Consider the following 25,147-nt stretch of genomic DNA (forward strand, 5'->3'; position numbering starts at 1 on the left):
CGAAGGCGGCCTTGTGCGTTTGCAGCAGCGGCGATTACTTGGTTTCGCCTTCCGCAGCTGCGGCACCGTCTTCACCCACGCCGCCGGGCGGCGGGCTGACGGTGACGACCGCGGGGTTGTCCATGCCGTGCGTCAGCACGGTCACACCCTTGGGCAGCTTGAGGTCGCTGACATGCACGCTCTGGTGCAGGGTCAGCGCGCTCAGGTCCACCGCGATGAATTCGGGCAGGTCTGCCGGCAGGCAGGACACTTCCACCTCGGTCATCACATGGTTGACCAGACCGTGGCTGAGCTTGACAGCGGGCGACTCTTCCGCGCCGGTGAAGTGCAGAGGCACCTTCATCGAAATCTTGTGACCGGCTTCGACGCGCTGGAAATCGACGTGCAGCACCAGTTGCTTGTAGGGGTGCATCTGATAGTCGCGCAGCAGGACCTGGCTGGTCTTGCCCGCAACGTCCATCTCCAGAACGGAAGAATGGAATTGCTCTTTCTTCAGCGCATGGAACAGCGCGTTGTGATCGAGTTCGATCATTTGCGGGGCTTGCTCGCCACCATAGATGATGCCGGGGGTCTTCCCGGCGCGACGCAGGCGGCGGCTCGCACCAGTGCCCTGCAGACTACGTTCGAATGCGACGACTTTCATGTCGGCTCCTGAAAATGGGGCGATGCCCCGTGGTGAACGGCGCCTGCGACCAGCGCCGTGACAACCCGCCGGGACTCCAGCGGGCAAAAACTCAGAACAGTGTTTCCTGTTCGTTGAACAACTGCAGCACCGAACCGCCATACGCGATGCGCTGGATGGTCTGCGCGATCAGCGACGCCGCGGAAAGCTGGCGGATCTTGGTGCAATCGCGCGCTTCCTGGCGCAGCGGAATGGTGTTGGTGACGACCAGTTCATCGATCGCGCTGCTTTGCAGGCGCTGGATCGCCGGACCGGACAGCACCGGGTGGGTGCAATAGGCCATCACGCGCTTGGCGCCGCGGGTCTTGAGCACCTCGGCGGCCTTGGTCAGCGTGCCTGCGGTGTCGACCATGTCGTCCATGATGATGCAGTTGCGCCCATCGATCTCGCCGATGACATTCATCACTTCCGAGACATTCGGCTTGGGGCGGCGCTTGTCGATGATGGCCAGATCACACTCCATCAGCTTGGCCAGCGCGCGGGCGCGCACCACGCCGCCGATATCGGGCGACACCACGATGAGGTCGCTGTAATTCTTTTCGCGCAGGTCGCTCAGCAAAATGGGCGAGGCGTAGATGTTGTCGACCGGAATATCGAAAAACCCCTGCACCTGATCGGCGTGCAAGTCCATCGTGACCACCCGCGCCACACCAGCGGCCTGCAGCACATTGGCCACGACCTTGGCGGTGATGGGCACGCGGGCGGAGCGCGGACGGCGATCCTGGCGTGCATAGCCGAAATAGGGAATGACCGCGGTGATGCGCTCGGCCGAGGCGCGCTTGAGCGCATCGACCATGATGAGCAGTTCCATCAGGTTGTCGTTGGTCGGCGCGCAGGTGGACTGAACGATGAACACCTCGCGGGCGCGAACGTTCTGCTGAATTTCGACCGTGATTTCCCCGTCGGAGAACCGCCCGATGTAGGCCTGCCCGAGGCCGATGCCAAGCTGTTCCGCAACTTCCTGGGCAAGCGCCGGATTGGCATTGCCGGTGAACAGGATGAAGTCCGCCGGATTCGGTGTCATGGTGGGGTGTTGCGCGCTTGTTGCGCCAGAAGTGCCGTGAGCTTTTGGCCTAGGCGAGCCCGCGGTCTGCAGCGCCGCAGGCGAAACGCTTTTCAAAAAACTGCTCTTTGAATCTGTGGCTGGGGAGGAAGGACTCGAACCCTCGCATGCCGGAATCAAAATCCGGTGCCTTAACCAACTTGGCGACTCCCCAACACCATTCGCACGTAGCGAATGAAAAAACCGATCAACCCGCGTCGCGGCGCACACGCACCGCGCAAATCCGCATTATGCGTCAACCCAATCGCGCAGCGGATGCTGAGCCAGACCGCGACAGCAGCATCCCTGCCAACCCGTCGGCAAAGCGTTCCATGCGACACCGCACTCCCGCTCCTCCAATTTGCCAGAATCGCTGCCGACATCACAAACCCAGGCAAACACAGCGCTGCCCGATCCGGTCATGCGTCCATCAAAGCATGGCTGCAATGCGCTTTGCGTCAACACCGTGCGCAATACCGACAAGGCCCGCGCAACTTCAGGCTCCAGCGCCATCGCACCCGGCTGCAAATCATTTCTGCCCCACATGGCGTTGGCCATCCGCACGGGGTTTTCAACCAGGAAACTGCGCTCTTGCCGTCTACCTCGCGGCCCAAGCGGTGAATTCTCCGCCCAGCTCAATTTCAACCATTCAGCAAAGCCTGCTATTTTTGCTTCGGGCTTTTGGCTTGTCAAGTCAAGGGTGGAAAACACCGCCTGCGTCGACAGGCCACGTGCCGGATGCACCACAACAAACCAGGGCGTGGGCAGCGCAATGGCCTGCAACTGCTCGCCCACGCCTTCGGCCCAGGCATTGCGGCCAAAAATGAAAATCGGCACATCGGCCCCGAGTTGCAGCGCGAGTTGTATCAGGGTCTGGCGCGACAGGCCGAGCTGCCAAAGCCGATTCAGGCCGATGAGCACCGTGGCAGCGTCGGAGCTGCCGCCCCCCAGTCCGGCCTGCTGCGGGATGACCTTGCGCAGGTGGATGTCCACGCCGTATGGGCACTGTGTTGTCTGCTGCAGCAACTGCGCTGCGCGCACGCAGAGGTCGTGCTCGGGCAGATCGTCGGCTCCGAGGCGGCGGATGACGCCGTCCTCGCGCCGGATGAGATCGAGCGTGTCGCACCAGTCGATGAACTGGAACACGGTCTGCAGGGTGTGATAGCCGTCCGGGCGTCTGCCGGTGACGTGCAGGAACCAGTTGATCTTCGCCGGGGCGGGCAGATTGAACAGGGCGCGCATGGAGAAGCCGTCCAGCCGGTTCAGTTGCCGCCCGCCGTGCCTGTGCCCTTGTCTTGCGGCGTGGTCGACTCGATCGCCATGCGCAGTTCGGCCGGATCGCCGCCTGCACGCTGCGCCTTGAGCAGGGCCAGATGTCCATCTCGCCAGACCGGCTGCACCTGCCAGCCAAGCTGTTCGAAGCGGCCGTCGGCCAGATGCTGCACCGGCAGGCCGGAAGCGGGCCTGCCGCGAACCCAATCCTGCAGCGCGGCCTGCGGCAAGGCCACGCCGAGCGCCGCGCGGGTCATGGCGTCGAAAGAGGCGTAGGTTTGCGTTTGCCTGCCGTCGTTCAGGCTGGCCTGACCCGGGCTCCAGCGGGCGCGCGCCAGCATTTGCCCCAGCGGCGAAAAGACCTCGAACTCGCCTGAATCTGCGCCGCGCAGCTCCAGGCGAAAGCCGCCGTACAGCGCTTTTTGCGCGTCAGGCGGGCCGCTGACCAGAGACAGCCGTCCAGCTACAGCAAGGGTGTCGCTTGCCGCGCTGGCAGACGTGATGTGCGGCGCAGCGCAGCCGCCAAGCGCGGCGAGCACCAGGCCCGCAGTTCCCCAGACAAGGACGCGGCGGCGCATCAGAAGGTCACGCCGTACTTGCGCAGCACGGCCTGCACCATCGCGTCGTGCGGCGCGCGCTCGATCGCTGCTTTCCAGATGGCGCGCGCCTTGTCGTGCTGGCCGAGCTGCCAAAGCACTTCGCCGAGATGCGCGCCGATTTCCGGGTCGGGCCGGGCGTCATAGGCTTGTTGCAGCAGATCGAGGGCCTGATCGTTGCGGCCCATCTTGTATTCCACCCAGCCCATGCTGTCGAGCACGAAGGGATTGCCCGGCGAGAGTTCCAGTGCACGGGACACCAGCTTGCGCGCCTCGGGCAGGTTTTCGCCCCGCTCGGCCAGGGTATAGCCCAGCGCGTTGTAGGCAGGCTGCGATTCGGGGTCGATCGCAATGGCCTTGCGCAGCATCTGCTGCATCTCCTTGAAGTGCCCGCTCTTGTCGGCCATCATCGACGCTTCGTACAGCAGATCGACATCGCCCGGCATTTGCTTCAGGCCGGACTGCAGCAGCTTGTACGAGGCGTCGAACCGCCCCGCCTCGCGCAGGACTTGCGCGCGCGCCAGCAGCCGATCCTTGCGCTGCGCAGCGGTGGCGTCCGGCAGGGTGTCGGTCAGCTTGAGCGCTTCGTTGATCTTGCCCTGCTGCACCAGAATGGCTGCGCGATTGCTCAGCACGGCAAGCTGATTGCCGGAGTTCGGCACCACCTGGTCGAGCCAGCGATTGGCTTGGTCAAAGTCACCCAGCTTGCGCGACGCCTCCGCCAGAGCGAGATAGGCCGGGGTGAGCAGCGGCGGCGTGCTCTCTCCGCGAGCCAGCTTCAGGTAGGTCTGCAGCGAGACAACAGCCTTTGCTGGCTCGCCAAACTCGGACTGCAGGCTGCCGAGCAACAGCCGGGCCTGCGCCTGATCGGGCGCCTCGGCCACCAGCTTGCCCAGGCCGTCCAGCGCGATGCCATCGCGCTGCTGGCCCAGGGCAGCCTGCGCCCAGGCCAGACGCAGCCCCGTGTCCTTCGGTTGCGCCGTCGCGAATTTCTGCATCGCGGCGTCCGCCGCCTGCGGGTTGACGGTGTAGAGCTGCAGCAGCAAGGCCGCGGCCGGGGCAAGACCGGGCTGGATGCTCAGCGCATGCAGGGCATCGGCAAAGCCGCCCTTCTGGTCGCCGGCACGGGCCCGCAGCAGCCCGAGGACCACATCGGTCTGGGCAAACTGCCTTTGCCCGGCCAGGGCGGTGCGCATCATGGTCAGGGTCGCAGCCGGATCGCTGGCCTGCGCGGCCAGGGGCAACAGATCGGCAATGGCCTGGCCCCGTTGGGGTTCCGGCGTGGCGGCGAGGTCTTGCGCAATCGTTGCGCCCGCCTCGCTGGTGCGGCCCGTCATCAATTGCAACTGCACCACCCAGGCACCGGCTTCGCGTGAATCGGGTCTGGCCTTGCGCCAGGCCTGTGCCGCCGCAAGCGCCTTGTCGGGCGCACCTGCGCGCAGGGCGATTTCCGCGGCACGGCGGTAGAGCGATTCGGCGTCGAGGTCGTTCGCCGCCTTGAGCAACTCGGTGTAGGCCACGCCGGGATGGCCGGTGTTGGCGGCAATCTCTCCCGCCAGGACGGCAAACACGTGGCGCGCGGTGTCTTGCGCACTGAGCCGCGCCGCAGACTGCTGCGCCTGGGCGACAACCGGGACGGAACACATCGCCGGGAACAGCAGGGCCGACACAAGAACGGCAGCGCGCATGGGAATCCTGAAAGAGGGTCGAAGAGCGAGAGGCTGCGATTGTAGAAGTGCGCGGTTATCCCTGCGGGCCAGCAACCCCATCGTGTGATGAACAATGTGCTGCATGCCTGAACTGCCCGAAGTCGAGGTCACCCGCCAGGGTCTGGAGCCCGCGCTGCTGCACGCGCGGCTGTGTGCGCTGCGGCTGGGCAAGCCGTTGCGCTGGCCGTTGAACATCGACCCGGCGGCGCTGGTCGGGCAGCACATCACGGCTCTGCGGCGGCGTGGCAAGTACCTGCTGCTGCATACCGAGTCCGGTGTGCTCATCGTGCATCTGGGCATGTCGGGCTCGCTGCGCTGGACGCCCGCACAGCAGACGCCCGAGCCGCTTTCGCCGCACGAGCATGTGGAGCTGCAGACCGACCGCGGTGTGCTGCGTCTGCGCGACCCGCGCCGCTTCGGCGCCGTGCTGTGGCATGCGGGTGCCGACGTCCAAACTCACCCGCTGCTGCGCGTGCTCGGACCGGAGCCCTTGAGCGTCGACTTCAGTGGCGCCGCGCTCTGCCGCACGCTGCGCGGACGCAGTGCGGCGATCAAGCCCTTGCTGCTGTCGCAGCATCTCGTCGCAGGCATCGGCAATATCTACGCCTGCGAGGCGCTGTTTCGCGCCCGCATCGACCCGCGCACGCCCGCATCGAACCTGCGGCCCACCGACTGCGAGCGACTGGCCTTGGCCGTGCGCGACACGCTGCAGCAGGCCGTGGCGCTGGGCGGCAGCAGCCTGCGCGACTTCGCCCACAGCGACGGCGAACTCGGCTATTTCCAGATGCAGGCGCAGGTGTATGGCCGGGAGGGCCTGCCCTGTCGCGTCTGCGCCACGCCCGTCCGGCAGATCGTGCAGGGGCAGCGCAGTACCTATTTCTGCCCCAAGTGCCAAAAAGTTCTCAAAGCAAGGTCCAGGTAGGAAATCGCTGATCGAAATTCAGGGGCGGCTGTGTTTTACTTTCCCCCACATTGAATGACTTGCCTGATGCGCAGCCGCGATGAATCCACACGTCGAAGCCCCCATCCTCACCGCTGGCCTGTTTGACTACGCCGAGTGGCGCGCCGAACGCCTGCAGCGCGTACGGTCCCTGCTGGCCTGGCTCGAGGACAGTGGACTGCTGCTTGACCAGTCGCGTCCGCTGTTGCAGCAGCAGATCGCCCGGCTGGACAACGACCGTATGACCCTGGCTTTCGTTGCCGAGTTCTCGCGCGGCAAGTCCGAGCTGATCAATGCCATCTTCTTTTCCGGCCACGGCCAGCGCATCCTCCCCGCAGGCGCCGGGCGCACCACCATGTGCCCGATGGAGCTGTTTTCCGACGCCACGCAGCCGCGCGGCCTGCGGCTGCTGCCCATCGACACCCGGCTGCAGTCGCAAACCCTGGCGCAATGGAAATCGAGTCCGCAGGTGTGGACGCAGTTCGACCTGCCCAGTCAGGACGCGCAAGGTCTGGCGCAGGCGCTCACACATTTGTCGGACACCCAGCGCGTGCCGCTGGAGCGGGCACAGGAGCTGGGTTTTTTCCATGACGCGCAAGAGCTGGCACAGATCAACGCGGGCGCAGATGGCGAGGTGGAAATTCCGCTGTGGCGGCATGCGCTGGTCAACTTCCCCCATCCCCTGCTCGATCAAGGGCTGACCATTCTCGACACGCCCGGCCTGAACGCCGTGGGCGCCGAACCCGAGCTGACCCTCTCGCTCATTCCCTCGGCCAACGCCGTGGTGTTCGTGCTCGGCGCCGATACCGGAGTGACCCGCAGCGACCTGGACATCTGGAACCGCCACATCGCCCCCACCAGTGGCGCGCAGACCCTGGTGGCACTCAACAAGGTCGATGCGCTCTGGGACCCGCTGCTCACCGCGCCGCAGATCGCGGCCAGCATCGACCACCAGGTGCAGACCACGGCGCAGACCCTGCGCCTCGCGTCCGACCGCGTGTTCCCGGTCTCGGCGCACAAGGCGCTGCTGGCGCGCATTCAGTCCGACGGCGCGCTGCTGGCCCGCTCCGGCATGGGGCAGTTGGAAAACGCGCTCAACCGCGCGGCCAACATCGACCGCCGCAGCATGCTGCAAGGCGGCCTGCGCGAAACGGTCGAACAAGTGCAGGCCGATGTTTCGCAACAATTGCGCAAGCAGCTTCAGGACGCGCAAGACCAGCTCGACGAACTCCTCGGCCTGCGCGGCAAGAACGCCAACATGGTGGTGCTGATGCTGCAGCGCCTGGCCGCCGAGCGCAATGAATTCGACGCCGGCATGGCGCAAGTGCTGGCCCTGCGCGCGGTGAACAACCGCATGCTGGAAAAGCTGCGCGAACAGTTCGACGCCAAATCCGTGCTGCGCGATCTCGAACAGCTCGAAACCCGCATGGGCAGCGCCCTGCTCAAGGTCGGCGTCAAGGGTGAGCTGACCCGCATCACCACCGATCTGCGCGCGCGGCTGGTGAACGCGGAAACGCAGATCGAGGAAATTCGCCAGATGCTCGCGGCGGCCTTCATGCGCGCCAATAGCGAATTCGGCTTCACCGTCTCGGCCCCGCGCGTGCTGCGCATGAGTGGACTGATGCAGGAATTCGACCGCGTGGCAGCCGCCTACACCGAACACCTGTCCGGAGTGAACTGGCTCAAGCTGCAGAACAACGCCTACACCCTGCGCACCCTGCGCGCGCTGTCGGCCCGGGTGCGCGATCTGTTCGAGCGCGCCCTGCGCGACATCGAAAACTGGGACCGCTCGGCCATTGCCCAGCTCGACGGTCAGGTCCGCGAGCGCAAGAAGCAGCTCAACCGCCGCCTTGCCACCTTGCAGCGCATCGAAGACACCAAGGACAGCCTGCACGACCGCATCGCCGAGCTGCAGTCGCAGATCGCGCACATCGGCAACCTGCAGCGCGGGCTGGCTGAACAGATCGAGCGCGTCAAGTCCTAGTCCGATCGCCCGGCGCCTGCGACGCAGCGCTGGCACAATGCGGCGTTTCGCGCCTTGGTGCGCCGACTCAACGCTCCCGTGCCTGAACGACCGCGTGCTTCTCCTCTGACGCCAGCCCAACCCGGCCCGCCGCGCTTCGCCACCCGCCTGGTGCAATGGCAGCGCCAGCATGGACGGCACGATCTGCCCTGGCAGGTGCGCGACGCCTACGTTGTGTGGCTGTCGGAAATCATGCTGCAGCAAACCCAGGTTGCCGTGGTGGCGGATTACTTTGCCCGCTTCATCGCCCGCTTTCCCACGGTGCAGGCGCTGGCTGCAGCGCCGCAGGATGCGGTGCTGGCGGCCTGGAGCGGACTGGGCTATTACCAGCGGGCGCGCAACCTGCATCGCTGCGCGCAGATCGTGGTCGAGCGCTTTGGCGGCATGTTTCCGCAAACCGCACGGGAACTGGCCGCACTGCCCGGCATCGGCCCCTCCACCGCAGCCGCGATCGCTGCATTCTGTTTCGACGAGCGCGCCGCCATCCTCGACGGCAATGTGCAGCGGGTGCTGTGCCGCACGCACGGCATCAGCGACCCCATCCCCTCCGCAGCCACCACCCGCAAGCTGTGGGCGCTCGCACACAGCCTGCTGCCCGAAGCCGTGGACATGGCCGCTTACACCCAGGGCTTGATGGACCTGGGCGCGACCGTGTGCAAACCACGCCAGCCGCTGTGCATGCAATGCCCGTTCGCGGCCGATTGCCACGGGCGCCTGTCCGGCGATCCGCAACGCCTGCCGGTGCGCAAACCCTCCCGCGGCGCCCGGCCACAGCGCAGCACCGTGATGCTGTGGCTGCGCAGCATTCCCGGCGAGCGAATCTGGCTGGAAAAGCGACCGCCACATGGCATCTGGCCGGGACTCTGGAGCCTGCCGCAATTCGAGACGCTGGAGCAGGCGACTGTGCACGCTGCGCAATGCGGACGCATGGTCAGCCAGCGTGCATTGCCGGCCTTTCGCCATGTGTTCACCCACTTCGAGTTGACCGTGCACCCCTTGCTGATCGACCTTGATGCACCCCAGCATGCCACCGAGAGGCAGGGGCAGTGGCTGAGCATTGCGCAAGCGGTGCAACTGGGTCTTCCGGCCCCGGTGCGCAATCTGCTGCTCCAGAACATGACCACCGCCCCGGCCGATGCGCCGCTGATCCCGCATCAAGGCTAGGCATGGAGCCCGGTGCGTTCTCGCTGCATGGCATTGATTTCAGCAGTGCGCCGAATCGACGCAAACCCATCGTCATCGCGCATGGTTCATGGCGATCCACCCAACCCGACCGCGTCACCCTCGAGGGCTTTACCCGGCTCGACACGCTGGAGGCGTTTGCACAGTGGCTGTTGCAGCCCGGCCCTTGGCTCGGCGTGTTCGATCTGCCATTCGGTCTGCCACGAGAACTGATCAACACCCTGGGCTGGCCCGGTCACGACAACGACAGCGCGCCCCTGCCCTGGAAACGGCTGATCGAGCATCTTCAGACCCAGTCCCGTGCCGAGTTGCGTGGGGTGTTTCGCCAATTCTGCGCAACGCGCCCGGCAGGGGCAAAGTTTGCCCATCGCGCGTGCGACCGCCCTGCCGGGTCATCGCCGTCGATGAAATGGGTGAATCCGCCGGTGGCCTGGATGTTGCACACCGCCACCCCGCTGCTGCTCGGCGCCCACGTGGACCTGCCCGGACTCCATGCCGGAGACCCGCAGCGTGTCGCGCTCGAAGGCTATCCGGGGTTTGCTGCGCGGGCGGTTCTGGGCCGGCGCAGCTACAAGAGCGATGCGCGCAGCAAGCAGACCGAGGAGCGCCAGTCCGCGCGGGCTGAGTTGCTGCGTGTGCTGGAATCTGGCCGACATCCGCTGGGCTTGCGTCTGCAATGCGCGGACCCCTTGCACCAGACCATGCTGGGCGATGCCAGCGGCGACCATCTCGATGCCGCACTGTGCTTGATGCAGGCCGCCTGGGCCAGCGCACGCCGTGCCCAGGGCTGGGGCCTGCCGTCGCAGATCGATCCGGTGGAGGGATGGATCGTCAGTGTGCCGCAGGGCTGACCCGCAACATCAGGGCATGCCCTGAGGCAACACTGAACAAGCCCCTTGCGCGCTGCGCATCCGGTCTGCGGGCGGTCTGCTGCGTTGCCATCGCTTGGGCTATTGTCTTGGAGCGCGCCTTGCATCCCATCCCGTAGCCCGGCGCGCAGCATCACACGGACTGATTCAGTGTCGCCCTAAACGATTGCCAGGTGGCCGGTGTCGCTGCCGATGTCGGCATTGCGCGCGCGCTTGCTGTCGAGCTTGATGCGCAGGCGCAGGTCGTTGACCGAGTCGGCATTGCGCAGCGCGTCTTCGTAGCTGATCTTGTCGGCGTCGAACAGGTCGAACAGCGACTGGTCGAAGGTCTGCATGCCCAGTTCGCGCGAGCGCCGCATCACATCCTTGATTTCGGTGAGCTTGCCCTCGAAGATCTGATCGGCAATCAGCGGCGAATTGATCATGATCTCCACCGCAGCCACGCGCCCCTTGCCGGTCTGCAGCGGCACCAGCCGCTGCGACACCAGCGCCCGCAGATTCAGCGACAGGTCCATGAGCAACTGGGTGCGGCGCTCCTCGGGGAAGAAGTTGATGATCCGGTCGAGTGCCTGGTTGGCGTTGTTGGCGTGCAGCGTGGCCAGCACCAGGTGACCGGTTTCGGAGAACACCACTGCGTGTTCCATGGTCTCGCGGTCGCGGATTTCACCCATGAGAATGACGTCCGGCGCCTGGCGCAGGGTGTTTTTCAGCGCGGCTTCCCAGCTCTCGGTATCGAGGCCCACCTCACGCTGGGTCACGATGCAATTCTTGTGCGGATGCACGAACTCGATCGGGTCTTCCACCGTGATGATGTGGCCATGCGAATTCTCGTTGCGGAAGTCGAGCATCGCGGCCATGGAGGTCGATTTGCCCGAACCGGTGGCGCCGACAAAAATGATCAGCCCGCGCTTGTGCATCGCCAGGGTCTTGAGCACCTGGGGCAGTTCCAGCGCGTCGATGGACGGCAGCTCTTGCGGAATCTGCCGCAGCACGATGCCCACCTTGCCCTGCTGCAAGAACGCGTTGCAGCGAAAGCGCGTGAGGCCTGCGGGCGAGATGGCGAAATTGCATTCCTTGGTGCGCTCGAACTCGGCGGACTGCTTGTCGTTCATGATCGAGCGCGCCAGCGCCAGGGTGTGCTGGCTGCTGAGGGCCTGAGACGACAGCTTGGACACGGCCCCATCCACCTTGATGGCTGGCGGGAAGTCTGCGGTGAGAAACAGATCCGAACCGCCGCGGCTGACCATCAGCTTGAGCAGATCATTGATGAATTTCGATGCCTGATCACGATCCATACCATCCCCCGATTTGCCGCATCTTTTGCATTCAGCGGTCCATGTTCAATTGACAGGGCGCATCAGCCGCCGGGCGTGGTGGCCGCCACGCGGGCGCTGAGCTTGCGCAGGCGCAGCGACAGCCTGCGTGCCAGCGAACCAATGAGACGGCAGGCCGCAGCCGGGTCTTGCGCAATCATGCGGTCGAGATCACTGGCTTCGAGCACGGCAACTTCGCTGTCGGTCAAGGTGGTGCAGTACGACCAGCGCGGCGCTGCATCGACCAGCGACATTTCTCCCAGCATGCTGCCCGCGCGCACCTCGGTCAGGCGCAGCCGGTCTCCCCAGGGCTGCAGGCGATCCACCGCCACGGCCCCGCGCAACAGCACCACCATGAAGCTGCCGGTCTCGCCCTGGGCGATGAGGTCGGCGTTGGCCTTGACGGTGTAGAAATGGAAGTATCTGACACAGCGCTCCAGGTCCGCAGGCGTCAGCCCGGCCATGTATTTGTCCTGCTGCCAAAGCTCGAACAGCCGCTGCCCGCCCACGCTGCGCGACAGCTTGGTCGCTCCGATTTCGGCCGCGCGCTGCGACCAGTCGACCACGCTGTCGAGACTGGCCACTTCCGCGTCATGAAAACCCGTGGTGAAAAACTGCGATTCCGGAGCGTCGTCCACCGCGTCTTTGCGCGAGGCGCCGATGATTTTGTCAAAGAGTTTCATGGCCAGGCGGGTGCTTGCTGATTTTTGTGTTGTGGTGCGAACGGTCAGGCGCCAGGGAAATTTTCCGGCTGCTTGGCCTTGGTGCGCGCCTCGGTGGAGGAGATCATGTTGCGCTTGACCAGATCGGCCAGGTTCTGGTCGAGGGTCTGCATGCCGAAGGACTGGCTGGTCTGGATCATGGAATACATCTGCGCCACCTTGTTTTCGCGAATGAGGTTGCGGATCGCCGGGGTGCCGATCATGATTTCGTGTGCCGCAACCCGCCCGGAGCCGTCCTTCTTCTTGCACAGCGTCTGCGAGATCACGCCCACCAGCGCTTCGGACAGCATCGCGCGCACCATTTCCTTTTCCTCCGCCGGGAACACGTCGACGATGCGGTCGATGGTCTTGGGCGCCGACGAGGTGTGCAACGTGGCGAACACCAGGTGGCCGGTTTCCGAGGCGGTCAGCGCCAGGCGGATGGTCTCCAGATCGCGCATTTCGCCCACAAGAATCGCGTCGGGATCTTCGCGCAGCGCCGAGCGCAAGGCGTTGGAAAAGCTCAGGGTATGCGGCCCGACCTCGCGCTGGTTGATCAGCGCCTTCTTGGACTGATGGACAAATTCGATCGGATCTTCGATGGTGAGAATGTGCCCGTACTCGGTCTCGTTGTAATGATTGATCATTGCCGCCAGGGTGGTGGACTTGCCCGAGCCGGTCGGCCCGGTCACCAGCACCAGCCCGCGCGGCTTGAGCGCCAGATCGGCAAAGATTTTCGGCGCGTTCAGGTCGTCGAGGGTCAGCACCTTGCTCGGAATGGTGCGGAACACCGCTGCCGCGCCGCGCGCCTGATTGAAGGCGTTGACACGAAAGCGCGCGAGCTGCGGAATCTCGAAGGAAAAATCGACCTCCAGAAATTCTTCGTAGTGCTTGCGCTGCGAATCGCTCATGATGTCGTAGACCATGGCGTGCACCGCCTTATGGTCCAGCGGCTCGACATTGATGCGCCGCACGTCGCCGTGCACCCGGATCATGGGCGGCAGCCCCGATGAGAGGTGCAGATCGGATGCGTCGTTCTTGACGCTGAAAGCAAGCAGTTGCGTGATGTCCAAGCGATGTCTCCCCCGAGCAAGCTTGTGCGTGATGGCGCGAAGCGATTGGGCTATCTTAAGGTCAGAATTGCACTTTTCCGCTATTTTCATCCCACGGGCTGCGCGCAGCTGCCCGGATTTGTTGTATCGATCCCCCGATTCTTCACCATGTCACAGAGCCACCCCCTCGCCACAGTGCGCCAGCGCATCGCGCAGGCCGCGCAGTCTGCGGGCCGCGATCCGCAGTCCGTCACCCTGCTGGCCGTGTCCAAGACCTTTCCTGCGCAGGACGTGGCGCAGCTCGCGGCGCTCGGGCAGACGGCCTTCGGCGAGAACTATGTGCAGGAGGCGCTGGACAAGATCGCCGCCTTGCGCGCGGACTGGCCTGCGCTGCAGTGGCATTTCATCGGGCCGCTGCAAAGCAACAAGACGCGCGAGGTTGCCGCGCAGTTCGACTGGGTGCACAGCGTCGAGCGACTGAAGATCGCGCAGCGCCTGAGCGATCAGCGACCGCCGCAGTTGCCGCCGCTGCAGGTCTGCATTCAGGTGAATGTGGACTTTGAGGCCACCAAGAGCGGCGTGTCCCCGGAAGACGTCGGCGCGCTTGCCGCGGCCGTGGCCGCATTGCCCAACCTGCGGCTGCGCGGGCTGATGTGCATCCCGGCGCCGCGCGAAGGTCTGGACGCGCAGCGCGCGCCCTTCGCCCGGTTGCGGGCCCTGCGAGACACCGTCGCTGCCGAGCACGGGCTGACGCTCGACACCCTGTCGATGGGCATGAGCGCCGATCTCGAGGCTGCCGTGCTCGAGGGCGCCACCATCGTGCGCGTGGGGTCGGCGCTGTTCGGCCCACGCACCGCTGTCAAGCCGCGCCTTGGTGCGCATGGGATGGTCTGTCGCCGCTTTCGCATCGCTGGCAAGGTGCAGGGTGTCGGCTATCGCGCCCATGTCCAGGCCGAAGCGCTGCGCCTGGGTTTGCGTGGTCACGCGCTCAACCGCGCAGACAGCACGGTCGAAGTTCTCGCCTGCGGCGCGCCCGATGCCCTTGGCGCCCTGCAGCAATGGCTCTGGCAAGGCTCGCCCGCCAGCCGCGTCGATTCCGTGCACGCCGAGGACGCGACGTGCGATGCATGCGGGGATGGGTTTCGGGCCGGGTAAAGCCGCCGATCCACCCCCGCCGCCCCACCCCAACCCTCCCCACGCGTGGGGAGGGAGCAAGCAAGCCCTTCTTCCGGCGCCGCGCGATCCCCTCCCCCACTTGTGGGGAAGGTTGGGAGGAGGCTGGGAGAGGGATCAAACCAGTTTTCGCAGATCGGGCAGTGGCACTGCCTGCGCGGCCAGCCGCGCCGCCTGTTGCCGCGCAGTGTTTGCGTCCAGCCCGGCCAATTCCTCGATCAATCGGCGCCAAACTGCCGCCTGCTGCGGCAAGGTGGCGCAATACAGCAGATCGGCGCCGCGCTGCACTGCGAGCACAGGAAAATTCTCCGGCTCGTAGCCCCCCAGCAGATCGGCAGCGTCCTCTACATCTACCCAGAGCAGTTGCGCAGCGGGCAATTGCCCGGCCAGCGTGGCGAACTGCGGCTGCCAGTCGCGGCAGACGCCGCACCACTGCGCGCACAGACAGGCCACGCGCAGCGGTTCCATGCGCACTCCGGCTCAGCGCAGCGCCTTGAAACGCAGGCGGTGCGGCCGCGCACCTTCCTCGCCCAGGCGGCGCTTCTTGTCGGCCTCGTATTCCTGATAGTTGCCGGAGAAGAAGGTCCACTGCGAATCGCCCTCGGCCGCGAGGATGTGGGTGGCGATGCGGTCGAGGAACCAGCGGTCGTGGCTCGACACCATGATGCAGCCGGCGAACTCGAGCAGCGCGTCTTCGAGCGCCCGCAGGGTTTCCACGTCGAGGTCGTTGCTTGGTTCGTCGAGCAGCAGCACATTGCCGCCGGAAATCAGGGTCTTGGCCAGATGCAGCCGTCCGCGTTCGCCGCCGGAGAGGTTGCCGACGATCTTCTGCTGATCGCCGCCCTTGAAATTGAACCGCCCGCAATAGGCACGTGACGGCACCTGGAACTTGCCCACGTTGAGCATGTCCAGCCCGTCGGAAATCGCCTCCCACACCGTCTTGTCATCGGGCAGTGCATCGCGGCTCTGGTCCTCATAGACCAGCTTGACCGTCGGGCCGATGACGATCTCGCCCGCGTCGGGCTTGTCCTTGCCCGCGATCATGCGGAACAGTGTGGACTTGCCCGCGCCGTTGGGGCCGATGACGCCCACAATGGCTCCGGGCGGCAGCTTGAAGCTCAGGTCGTCGATCAGCAGGCGGTCGCCATGCGCCTTGCGCACATTCTTGAACTCGATGACTTCATTGCCCAGGCGATCGGCCACGGGAATGAAAATCTCGTTGGTCTCGTTGCGCTTCTGGTATTCGATGCTCGACAGCTCCTCGAACCGGGCCATGCGCGCCTTGCTCTTGGCCTGACGGCCCTTGGGGTTCTGCCGCACCCATTCGAGCTCCTGCTTCATGGTCTTGAGGTGAGACGCCTCGCTGCGCGACTCCTGCTCCAGCCGCGCCTCCTTCTGCTCCAGCCAGCTGCTGTAGTTGCCCTTGAACGGAATGCCCGACCCCCGGTCGAGTTCGAGAATCCACTCGGCGGCGTTGTCGAGGAAATAGCGATCGTGGGTCACGGCCACCACGGTGCCGGGAAAGCGGTGCAGAAACTGCTCCAGCCAGTCCACGCTCTCGGCGTCGAGGTGGTTGGTCGGCTCATCGAGCAGCAGCATGTCGGGCTTGGACAGCAGCAGACGGCACAGCGCCACGCGGCGTTTTTCACCGCCCGACAGCGGCCCGACAAGCGCCTCCCATGGCGGCAGGCGCAGCGCATCGGCGGCCACTTCCATCTGCAGATCGGTATTGTCGCCCTCGCCTGCGGCGATGATGGCTTCGAGCTGCGCCTGCTCCTCGGCCAGCTTGTCGAAATCGGCATCGGCATTGCCGTATTCGACATACACCTCCTCAAGACGCTTCTTCGCCGCAAGAACCCCGCCCAGTCCTTCTTCCACCGCCTCGCGCACCGTCTGCTTGGGGTCGAGCTGCGGCTCCTGCGGCAGGTAGCCGATGCGCAGTCCCGCCATCGGCACGGCCTCGCCTTCGATGTCCTTGTCCACCCCAGCCATGATCTTGAGCAGGGTCGACTTGCCCGAACCGTTCAGGCCGAGCACGCCGATCTTGGCGCCCGGGAAAAAACTCAGCGAAACGTCCTTGAGAATCTGACGCTTGGGCGGCACGATCTTGCCGACCCGGTTCATGGTGAAAACGTATTGAGCCATCTGGATTTCAGACCTGTATGTGGTGAAGCTGCACGCCCGCATTCCCTGGGGCAAGCCGCTATTGTCGCTGCAAGAAGTTGGCGATGACGCGCAGCAGCATGAATTCCATTAACATAGCGGTCAGCGGCCATGTCCAGTCTCCCAGCCGCAGTCACTTTTGACTCCTGCCGAGCCTCTCGGCCCACTCCATCTGTTGCAGACTGGCGCGCTTCTTCAAGCGTGGTGGCAGAGTCCTGGAGCAGTTCACACACTGCCCCCGAAAGCTTTTCACATGTCTTTTCAAGATCTGGGCTTGACCCCGCCCCTCGTGCGCGCTGTTGCCGAGCAAGGCTACACCGTGCCCACTCCGATTCAACAACAGGCCATTCCGGTGGTCCTTGCAGGCCATGACCTGCTGGCCGCCGCGCAAACCGGCACCGGCAAGACCGCGGGCTTTACCCTGCCCATGCTGCAGCGTCTGAGCGGCGGCGAGCCCGCCCGCAACGCCAAGGGCAAGGTCATTCCCCGTGCCCTGATCCTCACCCCCACGCGCGAACTTGCGGCGCAGGTGCATGAAAACCTCGCCGCCTACGGACGCCATCTCAAGCTGCACAGCATGGCCATGTATGGCGGTGTCGGCATGCAGCCGCAGATCAACGCACTGGCGCGCGGCATGGACATCGTGGTGGCCACGCCGGGCCGTCTGCTCGACCATCAAGGGCAGCGCAATATCGACCTGTCGGCCGTGCAGATGCTGGTGCTCGACGAAGCCGACCGCATGCTCGACATGGGTTTCGTGCACGACATGCGCCGCATCGTCGCCCTGCTGCCCAAGCAGCGCCAGAACCTGCTGTTCTCCGCCACCTTCTCCGAGGACATCAAGCGCCTGGCGGGTGACTTCCTGGTCAACCCGCAGCAAGTCTCCGTGGCCCGGCAGAACGCCACCGCCGATCTGGTCGAACAGATCGTGTTCCCGGTCGACCGCGAGCGCAAGCGCGACATGCTGGTCCACCTCATCCGCGAGCGCAACTGGCCGCAGACCCTGGTATTCACCCGCACCAAGCACGGCGCCAACCGCCTGGCCGAACAACTCGACAAGGACGGCATCGTCGCCACCGGCTTCCACGGCAACAAAACTCAATCCGCCCGCCTGCGCGCCCTGGCCGACTTCAAGAGCGGCAAGCTGCAGGTGCTGGTCGCCACCGACATCGCCGCGCGCGGCATCGACATCGACCAGTTGCCGGTGGTCGTGAACTACGAACTGCCCAACATCCCTGAAGACTATGTGCACCGCATCGGCCGCACTGGCCGCGCCGGCAGCAATGGGCAAGCCATCTCGCTGGTCTGCGTGGACGAACTCGGCTTCCTGCGCGACATCGAAAAACTGGTGCGCAACCCCATCACCCAGCAAGTGATCCCCGGCTTCGAGCCCGACCCCAACGCCAAGGCGCAACCCATCGTCATGGGCCGCACCGTGCTGCACGGCGGCGAACGCCGTGGCGCAGGCGGCGCCGGTCAAGGCCAGCGTCGCAATGGACCAGGCGGCGGCAATGGCGGCAATCGCGGCGCAGGCCGCAACGGTTCCGGACAGGGCCGCTCCCAGGCGCCCGCCAGCGCTAAACCGCAAGGCCAGCGTCAATCGGGCAACGGCAACAAACCGGCTGGTGCTTCGACATCCGCAGGCACCCTGCCGCCGGAACGCCGCGCCGACTCCTGGCAAAGCACCCCGTGGGTGGAACTCGATCTGCCCCCGCACATGCGCAATGGTCAGGGCCGAGGCCATCGGCCTGCCGCTGCCGGTGGCGGAGTACGCTCAGCCTCGTCGAACGGCAACAGCTTCGGCCAACGCCGCTCGGGTGGCGGTCAGCGCGGGCGGTGATTTGTGCGTCTTGTTGCTTGCGTTTGCAACAAGGCGCGATAATTCCAAAAGCTCGGACTCATCCATAATCGCAAAAGACTCATTGCATGCCATCGCAGATAGCGCCACTTCGAGTGGCTACCCCGTTGTGCTGCGTGAGTCACCCGCGTTTCTGGCACGAATCGTAGATTACCTCCGGCCAGTCTCATGCGCGCCGAAAGATCAAAATCCTCGACATACAAAAAAAATCTTTCATCAAACCCCCCCACCTGAAAAAAAGCTTTCGACCGGATCAATAAAAATGCGCCAGGAAGCCATACGATATCTTCATTAAGATTTATACTTGAAAATTTTCTAAAAAGAATCTCAAACAACGTCAACAGCCCGCGATTTTTCGCAGTCGCATTGCGTTCTGGGTCAAATAACGCAGGACCCAAGATGACATCATCTGGCATCGCTTTTTCAATTAACTCCCGAAAAATATCGGAGCTTAAGCGAATATCTGGATTAACAACCGCATACCACTCCGTATCACAGTGAAGAAAAGCCGCGTTATGATTTTCTCCAAATCCTTTAGGTTTTTTATTATAAATCTGACAGAAAAAGTCAGCTGCAACGCCCGCATGGCATAAAACGCCATTTGACGGCAAATTATGAGTCACCACAACACGATGGACCAATTGAGAGGCATGCTCCATTAGATCATCCAAAAGAAGACTCAACAGCCGCTCTTGCCCATGCGAGACCACAGAAACAGTGACTTTTCCAGAAATTCTGCGATTAGAGCTATGATCTAGAGATTTTCCGGAAATCATTTCAACTAGTTAAAATTTTATTGTAAAAATAAAACGCCACACCAAACAAAAACGATTTCAAGAGTGAAGTGCAACGTCCAAAAGCCTGAAATGCAAAGATCAGCTTGGAAACTGCCCCGTGCGCCCACGCAAGCCGTCGAGGAGGCCGCGCGCCATCATGCGCATGTTCTGAATTCGTGGCGAATATATAAAACAGAACAAAGCCACCTTTGCTAGCATGCGCAAAGAATCTTGTAACACCCAACCCCAGGGACTGTAAGATCTGCGATAAAGCAAAATGCGATTGCGCATGATGTAGTACTGACGCAGTGGGCCATGTCGATACAGAGTCTTCCCCGCTAGTTGCAAAACTTGATCACCCACTGTGTGCTCAAGCACGGCCTCGCATGCCCCTAGCAGAACAAATCCATTATGTCGCGCACGGAAACACCACTCCAAGTCGACATTATCGATAAATAATCCCTCCTCCATCATTCCAACTTTTTCGAAAACATTGATTGGAGTAATCGACCCTGAAGCGACCAGAAAGTCTGTCTCAAGCGCAGCACCAGTCTCTTTTGAACATACAAATCGATTCACTCCAAACAAGCCGATACGAACAAATGGCGTGCTCTTACCCGTGCGGCGGTCGACCAGTCTTGGTCCGACCGCCGCCACACGCAGTCCAGCCAGTATTGACACGCTAAGCACATCCATCATACGGTTCACCATATCAGTCGCCGCCACACTGTCTTGATCAAGCAGCAAAACATGGGTTGCACCGGCATCTCTCGCCAAGGTTATGCCTTTGTTTTGTGCCGCTGCTATTCCCAGATTAGCCGCGAGAGGCACGAATTCGCACCCTTCATCTTCACAAAGTTCCGCCAGTGCGCTCAGGCAGTGCTCTGATGATCCGTTATCCATTACAAAAAAGCGCGCGACCTGATTCCGACATGCCCTTGCAGCCTGGCGAAATAAAGCGAGATCTGGCTGGTAAGTGACGGCGACTGCGATCACACACGGCTGATCCACATCTAAACATTTTTTTGCAACTGATCGACCTAACCGCGCTGCACTCATCGGCTCCCTCTTCCTCGTCGGTGCTCCCCTCATAAGCCTTGCCATGTCTGGTGCCAACCTTGCGTCATTTTTGACTGCCTCCAATTCAGCTCATACCGAAATCGCCTGTGGCGTTCAACAGTTCCACGAACGCTCCTCTCGCAGTCCCGCGCGCCCAGAAATTTCGCCGCCCTCTTTGGGGCGTCGCGGCGGAAGTCTTTCTCGATGAAAATATATCTCTTTTCTGTTTTGCTCTGGCGGTGGCTAGAGCATATTGAAAAAAATAAAAGGACCGAATACCCCTAAAATCTGGGTTGTGTCGCCTTGCCATACGGTAAGGTGCCGTGAATGATAAGAATCGCGTACCGTTAACTTCAATCCAAAGAGTGAGTGCGCGTCAATTTTTGGAAGTTTCAAGTGACCAGCGTAGCATCAGCCTTGGCTGCCTTCACGGGCGAAGTTATATTCCTTGTTCGCCCCGTTGCGCCAAACCAAAACCGATGACCAAGGGTGCGAGATGAACCGTCATGCTGAATTCACCGCCGCAATAGGCGTGCAACTGTGCTTCTTCGATCGCTTTCTCTCCGGGTAGTGCGGGAACTGCGAGAGCCCCAACTGCCTGCAGCGTCAATACCACTCCAAAGTCACTGACCTGACCTGTCCACTCCCATGCGGATCTCGACACCATCGCCGACCTTCTCAACACCCGCTTGAGGGACACGCTGAACGGGCGCTTGCCTCTGTTAGTCCGCGCACCGCGAGTGTCGCGCTTCGCGCTAGAAAAAAACTTGGATGTTTGCTTTAAATGAAAAAAAACTACTCCACGGAGCATCCCATCTCAGTCGCCCCGCTGCCCCCGGGTCCATGGTTGGTTTTTGTTCGTAAATCTGGGGACGAGCTAATCGCCATGGGTGCGAGCCTTGCTCGGGCGCGGATGGCAGGGTTGGATGTCGGCATTGTCTACAGTGCATTGACGCCCTCAGCCGAATTGGAGCCGAATAGGTTCCTCCCGGAAATACGACGGGAATATCTGACGGAATCAACCGCATCGTGCAGCGCGCAGGCACAAATTTCGCAGTGGCTTGCAGAGATTGGACCAGCAACAATCTTCGCCCCCTCGCTCCTCTCAACGGTTGACGCTGACCGTGTGTTTGCCAAAGAGGTGGAGTTCGCACTTCGCGACGCGGGCTATGAAGGAGCGCTGTGGGCTTATATCGATTCCAGCGATGGCTCTTGTAACCGCTACCTCGACGTTTCCAGCAACCTCGACATCCTTGACGTCTATTGTCGTCAGTGCCCAGAGTTTGATTGGTCGACCCTCTTGAAGCGGCTACATGCTCATGCCTCCCACGTTTCAGGGGCTACAGCCGCTGAGGGCTTTTGGGCGATGGACCATTTCGCAGCACAGAGTTCGCCATTAGAGTTTCGGCACCTTTCGTCTTCAGCCCTGTCCGCCCCACAAGTTCTTTACGACGGCACCAGCGGTAGCGATAGAAATACGGTGAGCGTGGTCATCCGAACGCGAAACCGGCCAGAACTTTTGCGCGAAGCTCTAGAAAGTCTGGAATCCCAGCGCACGAATGGGCTTGAAGTGATCGTAATCAACGATGGGGGTGTCCCTGTCGAAAATGTCGTCGGGCAGTTCAAAGGTCGGTTATGCACATCGCTGATCGAACATACGGAATCGGTAGGGCGAGCCGCAGCCGCCAATATCGGGATTCGTCAGGCAACCGGTAATTGGATTGCCATACTCGACGATGATGATGTCTATCTGCCAGGCGGAATTGACGCACTTGTTTCTGCAGCGCAGGATCCTGGCGCGGTGTACTTCGGCAAAGTAGACCTTGTGGAATACCGGGGGCCGAATCGGCGGCTCCTACGCCGTTTCGGCGCACCCTACGATGCCGCACTGATGGCATTCGAAAACCAAATCCCATTCATTGGTTCTCTGATGCCGCGTCAGGCGCTGCTGTCAATCGGCGGGCTGGATGAATCTTTGGAGTGTTTCGAGGATTGGGATCTCTACCTCCGTCTAGCCGAGAAATGCCCATTCGAGTTTGTCGACCAACTCGTCGCTGAGTACCGCAGTTTCAACAGTACTTTTGCCAGCGGCAAAGGAGGTGTCACACAACAGATCAGTGGCTTGACGAGAATCTATGCCAAACACTTGCGCTGCGGCGAGGCTTCGTTGCTGGCAAACGCCCATATCGCCGTCAAGGAGAAACTCATTCCCCGCGCTATCCGCTTGGAAGCCTCGGAGGCCGTCCGTCAGATGCGAGAAGTGGAACTCGCACAGCGAGAGCTATTGCAACTGAAGCTTCACGAACTCCGTCTTTCTCCTTTGCATGCTGCAGAGCAGGCTTTGCGCGTAGCAGTCATCGTGGTGAATTACAACGGTAGGCACCACCTCGAGAAACTTATCCCATCGCTAATGACTACGCGGCATGTCAGATTCGACGTAATCGTCGTTGACAATGCTTCTAAGGACAACAGCGTTGTATGGCTGCTTGCCAACTGGCCCCAGGTGAAAGTCATCGCCGAACAGCGGAATCACGGTTTCGGGCATGGCAACTTGATTGGCATACAAGCTTCCGACGCAGGCTATGTTGCACTGCTCAATAGTGACACCGTCGTCACGCCCGATTGGCTCATCCACTTGATTCAGCCTTTGCTTCTGCATCCCGAGGTGGGGGCGACCTGCTCGCAGCTTCGCCTGCTGGCGCGCCCTGAACTGCTGAACGCGCGAGGGGGAGGCATGTCACGCGAGGGGTTTGGTTATGACATCGACGCCGGGTTTCCGTATGTTGAGTCGGAATCCGACGCGGACGGACGGCCTACGGAGGTCCTGTTTCCGTCGGGCGCTGCCATGCTGGTCCGTAAGCATGAATTCATCGCAATGGGAGGGTTTGACCCCACCATGTTCATGTACCACGAGGATGTGGATCTCGGCTGGCGCTATTGGTTGAAAGGGCAGAAGGTCGTGATGTGCCCTCGCTCGGTAGTATTTCATGCATTCGGGGGCACGACTGGAGTCGAACAGGGGAGTGCATGGCGCCATGTAATGGGCAATCGCCACAACCTGCGCACACTTTGGAAAAATTACGATTTTCGCCGTGCGCTGGGTGCGACGTACCGGTTGTTCCGCGGATGGCTGCGCGGTGGGCATGTAGATTTCGCCTGGGCGGTTTTGTCTTGGAATCTTCGGCACGCACCGAGCACATGGCGAGCGAGAAAAAACATTCAGCGTGATCGACGAATATCGGATCAGGAACTGATCCAGCGCGGACTAATCTCGCTCCATGTTCCACCCCAGCCAGATTTATCGGTGGCATCAGACGCAGCGAGATCCGAACCTCTGCTTGAGAATCCACTTCTCTGGCCCGGCAGGTCTTCTGGCCTTGGACGATTGGGCCCGGGCTGGTATGCACCAGAAGTGGTCGCCGGGCTGGATGTTCGGGCCACGACCGGACGAGGATTTGCGCGACTCAAAGTTGCCGCTGGGGCAGTGGGGAAACTCGTGATCAAGCTGCATGTCCCAAACCAGCTCTGCGCGCAACGAGCGTTCACTATCTCATGCAACGGACGTCGAGTCGTTGTCCCGCTGGAGCCGCTTAGCTTCTGGCAGCAGTTCGACATACCAGTGCAGGCAGGGCCGCAGGGCATGCTGGATTTGGTGCTTGATGTCCCCTCGTGGTCCTCCCATAGGGTCTTTCAAAACGGCGACATGCGTCGCCTTGGCGCCTTTGTGCACCAGATCGCTTTTGATGCCATCGAGTCCCCCGATGGACACTCCCCACACTCAGTCACCGTCCTCATTACGACCTACAAGCGTTGGCCCGTACTAGTTCGCACGCTGGAGGCGCTTAAGCGCCAGACTTGGCAGGACTTTGACGTCGTGCTAGTCGACGATGGCTCTGACGATGGAACCTGGGAAAACCTGCAAGCTTGGAAGCGGGATCACGGTATTCGCATGCAGTTACAGATTTTCACTCAGGCCAATACTGGCCAAGGCGTTGCACGGAACCAAGGCCTGCAATACGCTCGAGGAGATTTGGTTCTTTTCATTGGCGACGATACCATTCCCGAGCCCGATTTCGTCGAGCGGCATGTATTTAAGCATCGCGAAGTCGGTATGCCCTGTGCGGTTGTAGGTTACACACAGTGGGATCGCGAAGGGATGAAGGTGACCCCGTTTCTCGAATATGTGAATGAGGGAGGCCATCAGTTCGGCTATCGCTACATGCGTGATGGCAGCGATGTGCCTTACACCTGCTTCTATACCTCCAACGTTTCGTTACCGCGTGAAATTTTGGGTGCGCAGCCCTTCGATCCGAATTTTCGCACCTATGGCTGGGAGGATATCGACCTTGGCTTACGGCTGAGTCGCCGGGGCGTCCGCATTATCTACAACGCGCAAGCACGAGTACACCACTGCCATCCGATGGTCTTGCGTGACTTTTACCGCCGCCAAATAAAGGTGGGAAACGCCATCGGGACCATGTACGCACTCCATCCAGACCTAGTCCACGATCCACTCATGCCACCGGCCGATCGGCCCAAGCTCTGGAAATGCATGGCGCGAATCATCGTCCCGCCGCTTTTGCCCCTAGTGAACTGGCTCGATTCCCTGGGAGTACGCTTGCCGGAGCGCCTCTACCGACTAATATTGAGCGATGGATTTTGGGTAGGGCGCGACCACGCACTGAAAATTGCCCCGGAATAGAACAATTATGTTCGTCAAAATCAGCGTGAAACCGC

At 62.2% G+C, this 25,147-nt stretch carries 19 protein-coding genes, 1 tRNA gene and 1 pseudogene; 8 read left to right on the top strand and 13 right to left on the bottom strand.

The window, feature by feature from the left end:
- Positions 1-34 precede the first annotated feature (34 nt).
- The 6 genes from AC1ZQA_RS14005 to AC1ZQA_RS14030 all read right to left on the bottom strand — a co-directional run bounded on the left by AC1ZQA_RS14005 (position 35) and on the right by AC1ZQA_RS14030 (position 5,280).
- Entirely contained in the window at positions 35-643 is a 609-nt protein-coding gene (locus AC1ZQA_RS14005; RefSeq protein WP_482677462.1) for a 50S ribosomal protein L25/general stress protein Ctc, read from the bottom strand.
- A gap of 91 nt (positions 644-734) precedes the next feature.
- Positions 735-1,706, bottom strand: coding sequence for a ribose-phosphate pyrophosphokinase (locus AC1ZQA_RS14010; protein ID WP_482677463.1), 972 nt, complete (start codon positions 1,704-1,706; stop codon positions 735-737).
- A gap of 116 nt (positions 1,707-1,822) precedes the next feature.
- Positions 1,823-1,899, bottom strand: a tRNA-Gln gene (locus tag AC1ZQA_RS14015).
- 74 nt (positions 1,900-1,973) lie between these two features.
- Complete coding sequence (gene ispE, locus AC1ZQA_RS14020) at positions 1,974-2,966, bottom strand: 4-(cytidine 5'-diphospho)-2-C-methyl-D-erythritol kinase (RefSeq protein ID WP_482677464.1); 993 nt, start codon at positions 2,964-2,966, stop codon at positions 1,974-1,976.
- 20 nt (positions 2,967-2,986) lie between these two features.
- A complete protein-coding gene (locus AC1ZQA_RS14025; protein ID WP_482677465.1) occupies positions 2,987-3,574 on the bottom strand; it encodes an outer membrane lipoprotein LolB in 588 nt (195 codons plus the stop codon).
- Positions 3,574-5,280 (bottom strand): tetratricopeptide repeat protein, encoded by a 1,707-nt coding sequence (locus AC1ZQA_RS14030; protein WP_482677466.1) that lies wholly within the window; start codon positions 5,278-5,280, stop codon positions 3,574-3,576. The genes AC1ZQA_RS14025 and AC1ZQA_RS14030 overlap by 1 nt, the downstream gene beginning before the upstream one ends.
- Before the next feature lie 103 nt (positions 5,281-5,383).
- Here AC1ZQA_RS14030 and mutM point away from each other — a divergent pair, with 103 nt between their 5' ends.
- The 4 genes from mutM to AC1ZQA_RS14050 all read left to right on the top strand — a co-directional run bounded on the left by mutM (position 5,384) and on the right by AC1ZQA_RS14050 (position 10,297).
- Positions 5,384-6,223: a bifunctional DNA-formamidopyrimidine glycosylase/DNA-(apurinic or apyrimidinic site) lyase gene (gene mutM, locus AC1ZQA_RS14035; RefSeq protein ID WP_482677467.1), complete on the top strand. Its 840-nt coding sequence runs from the start codon at positions 5,384-5,386 to the stop codon at positions 6,221-6,223.
- A 79-nt stretch (positions 6,224-6,302) separates the two neighbouring features.
- Positions 6,303-8,225: a dynamin family protein gene (locus AC1ZQA_RS14040; protein ID WP_482677468.1), complete on the top strand. Its 1,923-nt coding sequence runs from the start codon at positions 6,303-6,305 to the stop codon at positions 8,223-8,225.
- A gap of 78 nt (positions 8,226-8,303) precedes the next feature.
- On the top strand, positions 8,304-9,428 hold the full coding sequence (gene mutY, locus AC1ZQA_RS14045; RefSeq protein WP_482677469.1) for an A/G-specific adenine glycosylase: 1,125 nt from the start codon (positions 8,304-8,306) through the stop codon (positions 9,426-9,428).
- Between the two features lie 2 nt (positions 9,429-9,430).
- Entirely contained in the window at positions 9,431-10,297 is an 867-nt protein-coding gene (locus AC1ZQA_RS14050) for a DUF429 domain-containing protein (RefSeq protein ID WP_482677470.1), read from the top strand.
- Positions 10,298-10,473: 176 nt separating this feature from the next.
- Here the strand turns inward: AC1ZQA_RS14050 and AC1ZQA_RS14055 are convergent, their stop codons facing one another.
- The 3 genes from AC1ZQA_RS14055 to AC1ZQA_RS14065 form a co-directional block, all read right to left on the bottom strand.
- Complete coding sequence (locus tag AC1ZQA_RS14055; RefSeq protein ID WP_482677471.1) at positions 10,474-11,610, bottom strand: PilT/PilU family type 4a pilus ATPase; 1,137 nt, start codon at positions 11,608-11,610, stop codon at positions 10,474-10,476.
- Between the two features lie 62 nt (positions 11,611-11,672).
- Positions 11,673-12,311 (bottom strand): cyclic nucleotide-binding domain-containing protein, encoded by a 639-nt coding sequence (locus AC1ZQA_RS14060; RefSeq protein WP_482677472.1) that lies wholly within the window; start codon positions 12,309-12,311, stop codon positions 11,673-11,675.
- Positions 12,312-12,355: 44 nt separating this feature from the next.
- Entirely contained in the window at positions 12,356-13,402 is a 1,047-nt protein-coding gene (locus AC1ZQA_RS14065; protein WP_482677473.1) for a type IV pilus twitching motility protein PilT, read from the bottom strand.
- Positions 13,403-13,549: 147 nt separating this feature from the next.
- Between AC1ZQA_RS14065 and AC1ZQA_RS14070 the strand changes: the two are divergent.
- A pseudogene (locus AC1ZQA_RS14070) lies at positions 13,550-14,233 on the top strand (YggS family pyridoxal phosphate-dependent enzyme); the annotation flags it as partial.
- Between the two features lie 33 nt (positions 14,234-14,266).
- Entirely contained in the window at positions 14,267-14,536 is a 270-nt protein-coding gene (locus AC1ZQA_RS14075) for an acylphosphatase (RefSeq protein ID WP_482679338.1), read from the top strand.
- 135 nt (positions 14,537-14,671) lie between these two features.
- Here AC1ZQA_RS14075 and AC1ZQA_RS14080 read toward each other — a convergent pair whose 3' ends face one another.
- Positions 14,672-15,022: a thioredoxin family protein gene (locus AC1ZQA_RS14080; protein WP_482677474.1), complete on the bottom strand. Its 351-nt coding sequence runs from the start codon at positions 15,020-15,022 to the stop codon at positions 14,672-14,674.
- Positions 15,023-15,034: 12 nt separating this feature from the next.
- Positions 15,035-16,699: an energy-dependent translational throttle protein EttA gene (ettA, locus tag AC1ZQA_RS14085; protein WP_482677475.1), complete on the bottom strand. Its 1,665-nt coding sequence runs from the start codon at positions 16,697-16,699 to the stop codon at positions 15,035-15,037.
- A 271-nt stretch (positions 16,700-16,970) separates the two neighbouring features.
- Between ettA and AC1ZQA_RS14090 the strand changes: the two genes are divergently transcribed.
- Positions 16,971-18,557, top strand: coding sequence for a DEAD/DEAH box helicase (locus AC1ZQA_RS14090; RefSeq protein ID WP_482677476.1), 1,587 nt, complete (start codon positions 16,971-16,973; stop codon positions 18,555-18,557).
- Here the strand turns inward: AC1ZQA_RS14090 and AC1ZQA_RS14095 are convergent.
- Both AC1ZQA_RS14095 and AC1ZQA_RS14100 read right to left on the bottom strand, forming a co-directional pair.
- Positions 18,542-19,351, bottom strand: a complete 810-nt coding sequence (locus AC1ZQA_RS14095) for a glycosyltransferase family 2 protein (protein ID WP_482677477.1) — start codon at positions 19,349-19,351, stop codon at positions 18,542-18,544. The two genes, AC1ZQA_RS14090 and AC1ZQA_RS14095, sit on opposite strands and share 16 nt — an antisense overlap.
- Before the next feature lie 99 nt (positions 19,352-19,450).
- A complete protein-coding gene (locus tag AC1ZQA_RS14100; protein WP_482677478.1) occupies positions 19,451-20,410 on the bottom strand; it encodes a glycosyltransferase family 2 protein in 960 nt (319 codons plus the stop codon).
- Between the two features lie 784 nt (positions 20,411-21,194).
- On the opposite strand from AC1ZQA_RS14100, the gene AC1ZQA_RS14105 reads away from it, so the two are divergent.
- Positions 21,195-25,112: a glycosyltransferase gene (locus AC1ZQA_RS14105; RefSeq protein ID WP_482677479.1), complete on the top strand. Its 3,918-nt coding sequence runs from the start codon at positions 21,195-21,197 to the stop codon at positions 25,110-25,112.
- The last annotated feature ends 35 nt before the right edge of the window (positions 25,113-25,147 follow it).

Source organism: Thiomonas sp. DCM-2, from assembly GCF_056820905.1.